The sequence below is a fragment of the Streptococcus mitis genome, from assembly GCF_965111735.1.
Taxonomy (GTDB): domain Bacteria; phylum Bacillota; class Bacilli; order Lactobacillales; family Streptococcaceae; genus Streptococcus; species Streptococcus mitis_DR.
Map to the genome: position 1 here is coordinate 921,288 of NZ_OZ217346.1, position 13,276 is coordinate 934,563.

The window sequence follows — 13,276 nt, forward strand, 5'->3', positions numbered from 1 at the left end:
GGAGTTGAAAATGAATTTTTCAAAATTGGATGAATACTTTGAAAAATCAAAACTATGGATTGCGTATCTATTTGTTTTTGTTTCGATTTTAAGTATGAGTTCACTGGTTTATAAGATAGCAAATCCCCTCTACAAGGGATTATCAGCGATTGTAGTGCTTTATATTTGCTATACCTTATTGTTTAAGTGGAAAGAAATCACAGTAGATCGCAAATTTCTATCCTTATTTGGACTCTTAGCTGGAAGTCATCTGCTATCAGCTATTTTCAATCGCTCTGGACATCTGATTGGAAATGTGATTGAAATCCTCTTCATGGTAACCTATGTTTTATTATTTACCATGTTACAATCAGGGCAACTTAAAAAATTATTTGACTGGATTGCCTATACGGTTCAAATTGTATCTTTTTCTTCAGCAATTTTTGCGTTTGGTTTATTGGTAAGTAGAGTCCTTATCCTATTTAAGATTGGCGAACAATCTTATTACTATGGTGTTATGAATGGACGTTTGTGGGGGATTGTTAATCCAAATGCTAGTGCGATATTTTCATACATTAGCATTATTTTGGCTATGTATTTGATTCATAAAGGAAGTAAATATTCTGTCTATCTTAAACTGAATAATGTGATTCAATTAGTTTATTTCGCAACCATGCAAAGTAGAGGAGCTTTATTATCTTTAGTGTTAATGATTGGGTTTTATAGTCTCTTTATTAATGGGGGCAAGTTAGCTAAGCGATTTCTAATCTTTATTGTTTCTGCTTTACTTGTTTCTGCTGCTAACATCGGATTGAGTTATGTAACCTCTATTTACATATCCTCGGGGAAAGCGACTGTATTAGACTTAAATAAAGGACAATCTTATGCAGAAGCGAATTCTTCAGTTATAAAAAAAACAGGTGAACTTCATCTAATAGAAACAACACCTAGTGGTAGAACTTATATTTGGAAAAATGCTATAAAAATGGGAAGTGAGAAACCAATTTTTGGTTATGGTGTAAGAAATGTTCCAGATTATTACACAAAATATTTCAGTAAATTTGAGATTCAAAATTCTCTTATTGGTGGAAATTTCCATAACATTTTGGTAACGATATTTGTTAGTTCTGGAATTTTAGGTTTAGTATCCTTTCTACTTCTACTAGGATATATAATTAAGCACTTTTTGACTTATTTGATTGTTTCTAAAAAGAACTCTGAAAAGTTGATTATGATTCTTTTCTTTGGCATCTTGTTCGGTCAATTATTTGAAAGTCAGATTATGTACTCAACTAACTTTATTAATATTATCTTTTGGTTGATTATTGGTTATGGATTAGTTGTTTGCAAACGTGATGAAGGTATTCGTTATCAGGAAGTAACTGATATTAGAGAGATTCAACAGATGGAACTAGGAATCATGGAATACATTCATGAAACTTGTCAGAAAATTGGTGTCAAATATTTCCTAGCTTATGGCAGTCTTATTGGTGCGGTTCGTCATAAAGGTTTTATTCCTTGGGACGATGACATGGATATCTGTATGTTACGAGAAGATTATGAAAAGTTGCAAGACTATCTTATCGCTAACCCTGACGAACGTTACGAAGTGATGTCTTATAAAAATAATCTCAACTATGTCTATCCCTTCATGAAAGTGCAGGATAACCATACCTACTTGCTAGAAGAAGATGTACGAATTGATTCCAATATGGGAATTTATGTGGATATTTTCCCTGTAGATGGTTACGAAGATGACGCGGACTTTAAAAACAAGATGACGAAACTCATAAAGAAACGTCAATTGAGTTGTTACACTTTTAAGGGAATTACTAATACAAAAAGTCTACTAAATTCTTTAATTCGTTATATTTCTGTTGTCATTTTCTATTTCACAAATACGAATAAGTTTGTTGAGCAAATTGATGAGCTTGCTAAATCTAGAGCAGTTGCTGACTACGAGCAAGTTGACTATTTGATTTACAAGGATATGAATAAGCCAGTTTGGAAACGTGAGTGGTTGGAACAAGTGATTGTGGGAACGTTTGAAGGCAAGGAATTTATGATTCCAAAACACTACCATGAAATTTTGACCTCTGACTATGGAGATTACATGCAATTGCCCCCTCTTGAACAGAGAGTATCTCACCATGATTTTAAACTGTGGAAAATCACTAAAAAGTTCTAAGTAAGCAAATCGCAGTTAGAAATCGTTTAAAGAATTAGTCGAAATTAGGAGAATAAAACGTATGTCTGAGAGAGTTTTAAGTCTTGAAGAAATAAAACAAGTGGAGTTGGATATTTTAAAGTATCTACATGAATTATGTGAACAGTATCAGATTAAATATTTTATTGATTTTGGAACCTTACTAGGAGCTGTCCGCCATAAAGGATTTATCCCTTGGGATGATGATACGGATATTTCCTTAGTGCGAGATGAATTTGAAAAGCTTTATCAGGTTTTAAAAAATGAGAATCATCCCTACTACAAATTGATTTCATTTAGAGAAACAAAAGGCTATCCGTACAGTTATCTGCGTGTTCATGACATTAGAACACGTAGAGATGCCAATCTTCTGGACCCGACAGTCGTATTGGGAACCTGTGTTGATATATTTCCGTATGATGGTGTCGCAACGAAGAAAAGTGACCGTAAAAAGATGAAACTATACCAATATCTTATTCGCCTCTCTTCTTTAAATTTTAAGGGCATCAAGTCTGAGAATGGGGGACTTAAAAATCTACCTCGCTACATTGGGTCAGCTATTTTCCGTCTAAGCTCTCCACAAACTTGGAATCAAAAATTAGAGAACCTTGCTTTGAAATATAGTATAAATCAAGCTACAGATCTTACCTGTACGATATTTGATCCAAGTTTTCCAGAGGGAATCAAAAAAGAATGGCTTTATGATTTGATTGATATGCCATATGAAAACATCGTAGTGAAGGCTCCGAGAAAATACCATGAAATTCTTGCCTACGAATTTGGATCAGATTATATGACTCCACCACCTGTTGAACAGCAGGTTCCAGGAACTGATAAGAATTATTGGATTGATTAGTAAGAGATTGTTTTCATCAAGAAAGGAGTGTTCAAGATGACGAATAAAAAATTAGTTAAATCAGTCAGTTATAGTTTATTTGCTTTCCTTTTTGTGTTGGTTGGTTTATCGCAACAAGTTGATGCGAACATCATTACCGCTGGTTCAGGTAATCGTATCCATTTCATTAACACCAAGGCCAAGTCAGGAAGTGATGCTATCCTTCTAGAAAGTAATGGTCATTATGCCTTGATTGATATGGGTGAAGACTATGATTTCCCTGATGGGAGTGACTCTCGCTATCCAAGTCGTTGGGGAATTTCCATGAAAAATTATCAAGTCTTGGAGGACCGTTTGATTCGCCATCTTGACCAAGTTGGAGTTAAAAAATTAGATTTTATTTTGGGAACTCATGTTCATAGTGACCATATCGGTGGAGCAGATGAGATACTTAATCGTTATCAAGTTGATAAGTTTTATTTGAAAAAATATTCAGATGAACGAATTACCTCACACTGGGGACTCTGGGATAATCTTTTTAATTACGATAATGCTTTGAGAGCCGTACAAAAACGAGGAGTTACTCTTATTCAGAACATTACAGATGAGGATAGTCACTTTAAATTAGGTGATATGGATATTCAACTCTATAATTATAAAAATGAATATGACGCTGATGGCAACCTGAAAAAAGTTCGAGATGATAACTCAAACTCAATCGTTTCAGTGGTAACTGTGGCAGGAAAGAAAATCTATCTTGGTGGAGATTTGGATAACGCCGAAGGAGCAGAAGATAAGTTAGGTCCAGTTATCGGCAAGGTTGATATGATGAAATGGAACCATCATTATGATGCGACAATTTCAAATACGATTAATTTTCTTGAAAACCTATCTCCAAAGATGATTATTCAGACAACTGGTGGTGATATTAATGTTGCTTCAACCAGAGAATATCTCCAAAAGAAAAATATTCAAGTTCTCAGAGCTTCTAGTCAAACTCAGGATGCAACTGTTTTTGATATTAGTGATAGCGGATTTGCCAATGTTTCTAATCTATTCCCTGACATCCCTGTAGTTGACGAAAAATGGTATCAAGAAGGTGGCTACTGGAAATATCGTTTAAGTGATGGGGAAATGGCTATCGGTTGGAAAGAGATTGGCGGAGCCACTTACTTCTTTAATGGAAAAGGACAAATGCAAGCAGGTCGCTGGCTTCACCTTAATGATGATTGGGGAGAAAATGCTAAGGGCAATGATTACTATCTCAACTCAAATGGTAAAATGCAAACAGGCGGTTGGTTCAAGCTGGATGGCTCTTGGTATTATATCCAATCAAATGGCGCTAGACGATTTAGTGAGCTTTCTGAAATTGGAGGGAAGAAATATCTCTTTGCAGAAGATGGTAAGATGTTAACAGGACATCAAGTCTTTAATGGCAAGAAGATGTTCTTTGCAGACAGTGGAGCACTCCAAACAGCAGGTAAGCCTTCAACTTGGCAAAAGATTGACTCAGATTGGTATTTCTATGATGAGGATGGGTTACGAGCTATCGGTAAAAAGAATATCAATGGAAGCACATATTACTTTAATCAAGAAGGTGTCATGCAAACTGGCTGGGCCTTTGTTGATGGTCACTGGAACTATTTTGCAAGTTCTGGAGCTATGAAAACTGGATGGATCAAGGATCAGGATACTTGGTATTATCTGGACAAAGATGGTATCATGCTCACTGGAAAACAAGATATAAATGGTGTTCGTTACTATTTGAACGCTAGTGGTGCCATGCAAACTGGCTGGAAATGGCTAGAGAACCATTGGTATTACTATGCGAACTCAGGAGCTATGAAAACAGGCTGGATTAAGGATAATGAGAAGTGGTATTATCTAAATCAAGATGGTATTATGCAGATTGGGAAACAAGAAATCAATGGTACGCGCTACTATTTGAATACCAGCGGTGCCATGCAAACAGGCTGGCAGTGGCTTGATAAACACTGGTATTATTATGCTGACTCAGGAGCTATGAAAACTGGTTGGTTGAAGGATCAAGGAACATGGTATTATCTTGAAGATCAGGAAGGTATCATGCTGGTTGGTTTCCAACAAGTAGATGGTAAGCAGTATTATTTTAGTGCATCAGGAGCTATGCAAACAGGCTGGAAATGGTTTGATAATCATTATCGTTACTTTGAAGTAAGTGGAGCTATGAAGACAGGTTGGATAAAGGATAAAGGAATCTGGTATTATCTCAATCCTGAAGATGGCATCATGTTGGTTGGCCTTCATAAAGTAAATGGTGATCATTATTACTTCGATGACTCAGGAGCAATGCAGACCGGTTGGAAACGACTTGATGGTAATTGGTACTATTTCCAAACAGATGGTTCCTTGTTGAAAAATGCAACTACGCCTGATGGTTATAAGGTAAACGAGGAAGGCATTTGGAGACAGACTATTGCTGCTGTAAATAGCGATGTAGTCAAGCCAGAACAGAAACAAGAAGCTAATTCCTCTAGTGCTGAACAGCCAAAACAAGATTCAAATCTAGAAGCCAATACTTCTGACAAGAAAGAAAAAGAATAAATAAGAAACACCCTACTGATAAACGAGCGTTTATCAGTAGGGTGTTCTTTTAGTTTCTTTTGATCTTAGCTAATACTAGGTTCAGTGCATAGTGAAGTGTTTTATCCTTAGTGAGAAAGAGTGTTAAGAGATAGTAGATTCCACAAGTAGCTATGGTAGAAAGAACCATGAAAATCATATTGAGGTTCACCGTATAGGAACTGATTTGGAAAATCATCTTGAAAATATAGAAGATTGGGATAAATCCAAGGGATATGAGACCATAACGTGTTAAGGTCACAAAGATTTCTTTTAAACTAATCAGTTGGTGTTTCCTAATAAAATGAATTTCTAAGAGAACAACGATGGCTTCCGCAATAATGGTAGTAGCAATATAATACTCAGGGGCAAAAATATTATTGATATACAAGATACAGTTGAAGAGGAGATTTGCTCCCCCACCAGCAAAGTAGAAAGCGGTCAAGCGGTTCTCGTGGTCATTGATAAAGATAATTTGCTTACCAAGAATCAATTCAATAGCCCAGATAATGGTTCGAAAGGCGAAGACGCTGGTCACGATACCTGCCTCAAGATACTTTTCAGAAGAGTAGATAACCGTTGCGTACTTTCCCAAAATCATAATCCCAAAACTAGTTGGAATCATGAGAAAATAGAATAATGATGCTGCTTGATTTACAAGATAATTATAAGAATTGTAATCCTTTTTCCCGAGGTAGTAGCCGAGACGTGGAATGCTGACACTGATAGCTCCACTTAAGACACCTGCAATCAGCATAACGATGCTATAGGCAATTGTATAATAAGAAATATAGTTTTCATCTGGTCCCTTGGTGATAAACATTCTATCTAGCAAGGTATAAAGCATATTGGCATTTGCCAAGAGAAGCATAGTAAAGAGTGGTTTAGAAGCCTTAGCTAACTCGATGAAACCAATTTTGATAAAGGAAATTTCTCTCTTGATCCAAAGAAAACTAAGGAGGTAGTTGAGGATAGTTGTCGCTGTCATGACGATAGCATAAGGAACGATATCATCAGCAGTTTTGACAAAGGCAAAGATGGCGACCAGCATGGTAATCCGAATAATCAATGTCTTGTAAAGGATGAAGGCATAGTTTTCATAAGCCTCGTTCATCCATTCGATATTGAGGAATTGGAAGAGTGCCTGAGCTCCTAGGATGTAGTAAAGGACTTTCAGGTTCTCAATGCTGGTGTCAAAGAAGATAAAGAGGAAGTAGATACCAGTCGTCAGGAGAGAGGTGAAAACTGAGATATAAAACAACTTAGAAAAGACATAGTTGATTTTATTCTTATCATCCTTGACCTTACTGATAGCACGAATCCCGTAGTTGTAGATTCCAAAAGCAGCTAGTGGTATGACAAAACTTGCCCAAGTATTAGCAGTATTGAAATAACCGTAGTTGGATTTGCTGAGAATCCGTGTTAGATAGGGATTGGTTATCAGCGGAAAAACGATATTGAGAACATTGACTAGCAAGCTAGCCAGTGCATTAACTTTTATATTTTTCATTGTACTTTCTTTCTTGTATTGTAAAATGGTCTCTAGTATTATATCACATTCTCGCTTCATTCTTTTGATAAAATCGTAAAAATCTAGTATAATAGATAGAACTGAAAGTATGAGGTTACTAGCAATGAAAATGAAACAAATCAGTGATACAACTTTAAAAATCACGATGTCTTTAGAGGATTTGATGGATCGAGGCATGGAGATTGCTGACTTTCTCGTTCCTCAAGAAAAAACAGAAGAGTTCTTTTATGCCATCTTGGATGAGTTAGAGATGCCTGATAGCTTTTTGGATACAGGTATGTTGAGCTTCCGTGTGACTCCAAAACCGGATAAGGTGGACGTATTTGTTACCAAGTCCAAGATTGACCAAAATCTAGATTTTGAAGACTTATCGGATTTGCCAGACATGGAAGAATTGGCTCAAATGTCGCCAGATGAATTTATCAAAACCCTGGAAAAAAGTATCGCGGACAAAACTAAGGATGATATCGAAGCGATTCAATCTCTAGAGCAAGTCGAAGCCAAGGAAGAAGAGCAGGAACAGGCTGAACAAGAAGTTGAGAGCAAGAAAGAGCCTTACATCTACTACATCCTTTCTTTTGCTAAGTTAGCTGATTTGGTGGCTTTTGCCAAGACAGTGACATTTGAGATGGAAACTTCTGAACTCTACAAGATGAATGAGCGCTATTATTTGACCATTCTAGTGGATATTGAAAATCATCCAAGTCCATATCCAGCGTGGCTTTTGGCCCGTATGCGCGAGTTTGCAGACGATAGTGACATCAGTCGTTCAGTCTTGCAAGAGTATGGCCAAGTCTTGATGAATCACGATGCTGTGCTCAATCTGCAAAAAATCGGATAATCATTTCTGGAAAGCTATTTCTAGATTATAAGAAGAGCGAATCGTTTGATTCGTTTTTTCTTTTCTATACTGAAATAGTGAATTACTATGATAGGAATTTTCACAAAATTCTGTTATAATGGCTATATTAGAAAATTTCGAGGAGACAAACATGACAGTTAAAATTGCTTTACTAGGATTTGGTACCGTTGCAAGTGGTGTGCCTTTCCTCCTAAAGGAAAATGGAGAAAAAATCAATCAATCAGCACATTCAGAGATTGAAGTTGCTAAGGTATTGGTCAAGGATGAAGATGAAAAGAATCGCTTGCTTGCAGCAGGGAATGACTTTAACTTTGTAACCAATGTGGATGACATTTTATCAGACCAAGACATTACGATCGTAGTGGAATTGATGGGGCGTATCGAACCAGCTAAAACCTTTATCACTCGTGCCTTGGAAGCTGGGAAACACGTTGTTACTGCTAACAAGGACCTTTTGGCTGTCCATGGAGCAGAATTGTTAGAAATCGCTAAAGCTAATAAGGTAGCACTTTATTACGAAGCAGCAGTAGCTGGTGGTATTCCAATTCTTCGTACTTTAGCAAATTCGTTGGCTTCTGATAAAATCACGCGCGTGCTTGGAGTAGTCAACGGAACTTCTAACTTCATGATGACCAAGATGGTGGAAGAAGGCTGGTCTTACGATGATGCTCTTGCGGAAGCGCAGAGACTTGGTTTTGCAGAAAGCGACCCGACAAATGATGTAGATGGGATTGATGCAGCCTACAAGATGGTTATTTTGAGCCAATTTGCCTTTGGTATGAAGGTTGCTTTTGATGATGTAGCCCACAAGGGGATTCGCAATATCACACCAGAAGACGTAGCTGTAGCCCAAGACCTTGGTTATGTAGTGAAATTGGTTGGTTCTATCGAGGAAACTTCTTCAGGAATTGCTGCAGAAGTGACTCCAACCTTCCTTCCTAAAGCGCATCCACTTGCCAGTGTAAATGGGGTAATGAACGCTGTCTTTGTAGAATCTATCGGTATCGGTGAGTCTATGTACTACGGACCAGGTGCTGGTCAAAAACCAACTGCAACAAGTGTTGTGGCGGATATTGTCCGTATCGTTCGTCGCCTGAATGATGGAACCATTGGCAAAGACTTCAACGAATATAGCCGTGACTTGGTCTTGGCAAATCCTGAGGATGTCAAAGCTAATTACTACTTCTCAATCTTGGCTCCAGACTCAAAAGGTCAGGTCTTGAAATTGGCTGAAATCTTCAATGCTCAAGATATTTCCTTCAAGCAAATTCTCCAAGATGGCAAAGAGGGGGACAAGGCGCGTGTCGTGATCATCACACACAAGATTAATAAAGCCCAGCTTGAAAATGTCTCAGCTGAATTGAAGAAGGTTTCAGAATTTGACCTCTTGAATACCTTCAAGGTGCTAGGAGAATAAGATGAAAATTATTGTACCTGCAACCAGTGCCAATATTGGGCCAGGTTTTGACTCGGTCGGTGTAGCTGTAACCAAGTATCTTCAAATAGAGGTCTGTGAAGAACGAGATGAGTGGCTGATTGAACACCAGATTGGCAAATGGATTCCACATGACGAGCGCAATCTCTTGCTCAAAATTGCTTTGCAAATTGTACCAGACTTGCAACCAAGACGCTTGAAAATGACCAGTGATGTTCCCTTGGCGCGTGGTTTGGGTTCTTCCAGCTCGGTTATTGTTGCTGGGATTGAACTAGCCAACCAACTGGGTCAGCTCAACTTATCAGACCATGAAAAATTGCAGTTAGCGACTAAGATTGAAGGCCATCCTGACAATGTGGCTCCAGCAATTTATGGTAATCTCGTTATTGCAAGCTCTGTTGATGGACAAGTTTCTGCTATCGTAGCAGACTTCCCAGAGTGTAATTTCCTAGCCTACATTCCAAACTATGAATTGCGTACTCGAGACAGCCGTGGTGTCTTGCCTAAGAAATTGTCCTATAAGGAAGCTGTTGCAGCTAGTTCTATCGCCAATGTTGCGGTTGCGGCCTTGTTGGCAGGAGACATGGTGACTGCTGGGCAAGCAATCGAGGGAGACCTCTTCCACGAGCGCTATCGTCAGGACTTGGTGAGAGAATTTGCGACGATTAAGCAAGTAGCCAAAGAAAATGGTGCCTATGCAACCTACCTCTCTGGTGCTGGGCCGACAGTTATGGTCCTGGCTTCTCATGACAAGATGCCAACGATTAAGGCAGAATTGGAAAAGCAACCCTTCAAAGGAAAACTTCATGACTTGAAAGTTGATACCCAAGGTGTCCGTGTCGAAGCAAAATAAAGAATAGATGATAGGATGGGGAAACTCTTGACCAGAGGGCTTCCTGTCCTTTTTTTGAAAAGAAGTTTATACTCAATGAAAATCAAAGAGTAAACTAGGAAACTAGCCGCAGGCTGCTCAAAACAGTGTTTTGAGGTTGTGGATAGAACTGACGAAGTAACTAACCATACCTACGGTAAGGTGACGCTGACGTGGTTTGAAGAGATTTTCGAAGAGTATTAGTTAAAAACTTGATAAAGGAGAAATAAAGATGGCAGAAATTTATCTAGCAGGTGGTTGTTTTTGGGGCCTAGAGGAGTATTTTTCACGTATTTCTGGGGTGCTAGCAACCAGTGTCGGCTACGCTAATGGACAAGTCGAAACGACCAATTATCAGTTGCTCAAAGAAACAGACCATGCAGAAACGGTTCAAGTGATTTATGATGAGAATGCAGTGTCACTTAGAGAGATTTTACTTTATTATTTCCGAGTCATCGATCCCTTGTCAATCAATCAACAAGGGAATGACCGTGGTCGCCAATATCGAACTGGGATCTATTATCAGGATGAATCAGACCTACCTGCTATCTACACAGTGGTGCAGGAGCAGGAGCGCATGCTTGGTCGAAAGATTGCAGTAGAGGTGGAGAAACTTCGCCACTACATTCTTGCTGAAGATTACCACCAAGACTATCTTAAGAAGAATCCTTCAGGTTACTGTCATATCGATGTGACCGATGCTGAGAAGCCATTGATTGATGCAGCAAACTATGAAAAGCCTAGTCAAGATGTGTTAAAGGGCAGTTTATCTGAAGAATCCTATCGTGTTACCCAAGAAGCTGCCACAGAGGCTCCATTTACCAATGCCTATGACCAAACCTTTGAAGAGGGAATTTATGTAGATATTACGACAGGTGAGCCACTCTTTTTTGCCAAGGATAAGTTTGCCTCAGGTTGTGGTTGGCCAAGTTTTAGCCGTCCGATTTCCAAGGAATTGATTCATTATTACAAGGATCTCAGTCATGGAATGGAGCGAATTGAGGTTCGTTCTCGGTCGGGGAATGCTCACTTGGGCCATGTTTTCACAGATGGACCGCGTGAGTTTGGTGGCCTCCGTTACTGTATCAATTCTGCTTCCTTGCGCTTTGTGGCCAAGGATGAGATGGAAAAAGCAGGATATGGCTATCTACTGCCATACTTAAACAAATAAAACAGAGAGGGTGGGTGCTTCCCACTTTCTTCATTTCCAGAATACGAATAGAAGGGATTTATGAAACACCTATTATCTTACTTTAAACCCTACATCAAGGAATCCATTTTAGCCCCCTTGTTCAAGTTACTAGAAGCTGTGTTTGAGCTCTTGGTTCCCATGGTGATTGCTGGGATTGTTGACCAATCCTTGCCCCAGAGAAATCAAGGACATCTCTGGATGCAGATTGGGTTGCTCCTTATCTTTGCAGTGATTGGTGTGGTAGTAGCCTTAATAGCCCAGTTCTACTCAGCTAAGGCTGCGGTTGGATTTGCCAAAGAATTGACAGGTGACCTCTATCGCCATATTCTTTCCTTGCCCAAGGACAGCAGAGATCGTTTGACCACTTCTAGCTTGGTCACTCGCTTGATTTCGGATACCTACCAGATTCAGACTGGTATCAATCAATTCCTGCGTCTCTTTTTACGAGCGCCTATTATCGTTTTTGGAGCCATTTTTATGGCCTATCGAATCTCAGCTGAGCTGACTCTTTGGTTCTTGGTCATGGTTGTCATTTTGACCATTGTTATTGTAGGGCTCTCTAGACTGGTTAATCCTCTCTACAGCAGTCTGAGAAAGAAAACGGATCAACTGGTTCAGGAAACACGTCAGCAATTACAAGGAATGCGAGTTATTCGTGCTTTTGGACAAGAAAAACGAGAGTTACAGATTTTTCAAACTCTTAACCAAGTCTATGCTAGATTACAAGAAAAGACAGGTTTCTGGTCCAGTTTATTAACACCCCTGACCTATCTGATTGTAAATGGAACTCTCCTCGTTATTATATGGCAAGGCTATATTTCTATTCAAGGAGGATTGCTCAGTCAAGGTGCTCTCATTGCCCTTATCAACTATCTCTTACAGATTTTGGTGGAATTGGTCAAGCTAGCCATGCTGATAAATTCTCTCAACCAGTCCTATATCTCAGCTAAGCGAATTGAGGAAGTCTTTGCCGAAGCTCCAGAAGACATCCATTCAGAATTAGAACAAAAGCAAGCTACCAGTGATCAGGTTTTACAAGTTCAAGAACTGACCTTTACCTATCCTGATGCGGCCCAGCCTTCTCTGAGAGACATTTCCTTTGATATGAAGCAAGGGCAAATCCTTGGTATCATTGGGGGAACGGGTTCTGGTAAATCAAGTTTGGTGCAACTCATCCTTGGACTTTATCCAGCAGACAAGGGGAGCATTGACCTTTATCGAGATGGACGTAGTCCTAGTAATTTAGAGGAGTGGCGGTCTTGGATTGCCTATGTGCCTCAAAAAGTCGAGCTCTTTAAGGGAAGCATTCGTTCCAACTTGACTCTAGGTTTACATCAAGAAGTAACTGACCAAGAGCTTTGGCAGGCCTTGGAAATTGCACAAGCCAAGGATTTTGTCAGTGATAAGGAAGGACTCTTGGATGCTCTAGTTGAGGCAGGAGGGCGAAATTTCTCGGGCGGTCAAAAACAAAGGCTGTCTATCGCACGAGCAGTCTTGCGGCAGGGTCCGTTTCTCATCCTAGATGATGCGACTTCGGCTCTTGACACCATTACCGAGTCCAAGCTCTTGAAAGCTATCCGAGAAAATTTGCCAAATACGAGCTTAATTTTGATTTCTCAACGGACTTCGACGCTTCAGATGGCAGACCAGATTCTCCTCTTGGAAAAAGGTGAGCTCCTAGCTATCGGCAATCACGAGGACTTGATGAAATCCAGTCAAGTTTATCGCGAAATCAATGCATCCCAACATGGTAAGGAGGACTAG

The 13,276-nt window shown here is 39.3% G+C and carries 9 protein-coding genes; 8 read left to right on the forward strand and 1 reads right to left on the reverse strand.

From position 1 onward, the window contains the following. Positions 1-10: 10 nt before the first annotated feature. From ACLV7W_RS04520 to ACLV7W_RS04530, 3 genes are all read left to right on the forward strand, one after another. Positions 11-2,167, forward strand: a complete 2,157-nt coding sequence (locus ACLV7W_RS04520; RefSeq protein WP_411865512.1) for a LicD family protein — start codon at positions 11-13, stop codon at positions 2,165-2,167. Positions 2,168-2,228: 61 nt separating this feature from the next. Then, positions 2,229-3,041: a LicD family protein gene (locus ACLV7W_RS04525; RefSeq protein WP_411865513.1), complete on the forward strand. Its 813-nt coding sequence runs from the start codon at positions 2,229-2,231 to the stop codon at positions 3,039-3,041. A gap of 36 nt (positions 3,042-3,077) precedes the next feature. Next, positions 3,078-5,603 carry an MBL fold metallo-hydrolase gene (locus ACLV7W_RS04530; RefSeq protein ID WP_411865514.1) on the forward strand — a complete coding sequence of 842 codons (2,526 nt, stop codon included), beginning with the start codon at positions 3,078-3,080 and terminating at the stop codon, positions 5,601-5,603. 49 nt (positions 5,604-5,652) lie between these two features. Here the strand turns inward: ACLV7W_RS04530 and ACLV7W_RS04535 are convergent, their stop codons facing one another. Then, positions 5,653-7,131 (reverse strand): oligosaccharide flippase family protein, encoded by a 1,479-nt coding sequence (locus ACLV7W_RS04535; RefSeq protein ID WP_411865515.1) that lies wholly within the window; start codon positions 7,129-7,131, stop codon positions 5,653-5,655. Between the two features lie 124 nt (positions 7,132-7,255). On the opposite strand from ACLV7W_RS04535, the gene mecA reads away from it, so the two are divergent. From mecA to ACLV7W_RS04560, 5 genes are all read left to right on the forward strand, one after another. Next, positions 7,256-7,993: an adaptor protein MecA gene (gene mecA / locus ACLV7W_RS04540; protein WP_000782684.1), complete on the forward strand. Its 738-nt coding sequence runs from the start codon at positions 7,256-7,258 to the stop codon at positions 7,991-7,993. Between the two features lie 151 nt (positions 7,994-8,144). After that, the gene (locus ACLV7W_RS04545) at positions 8,145-9,431 is read left to right on the forward strand and encodes a homoserine dehydrogenase (protein ID WP_004257316.1); all 1,287 of its coding nucleotides are present in this window, start codon (positions 8,145-8,147) and stop codon (positions 9,429-9,431) included. A 1-nt stretch (position 9,432) separates the two neighbouring features. Further along, positions 9,433-10,302: a homoserine kinase gene (gene thrB, locus ACLV7W_RS04550; RefSeq protein WP_049493385.1), complete on the forward strand. Its 870-nt coding sequence runs from the start codon at positions 9,433-9,435 to the stop codon at positions 10,300-10,302. A gap of 250 nt (positions 10,303-10,552) precedes the next feature. Then, entirely contained in the window at positions 10,553-11,491 is a 939-nt protein-coding gene (gene msrB / locus ACLV7W_RS04555) for a peptide-methionine (R)-S-oxide reductase MsrB (protein WP_004257324.1), read from the forward strand. A gap of 60 nt (positions 11,492-11,551) precedes the next feature. Further along, positions 11,552-13,276, forward strand: a complete 1,725-nt coding sequence (locus tag ACLV7W_RS04560) for an ABC transporter ATP-binding protein (protein ID WP_261086873.1) — start codon at positions 11,552-11,554, stop codon at positions 13,274-13,276.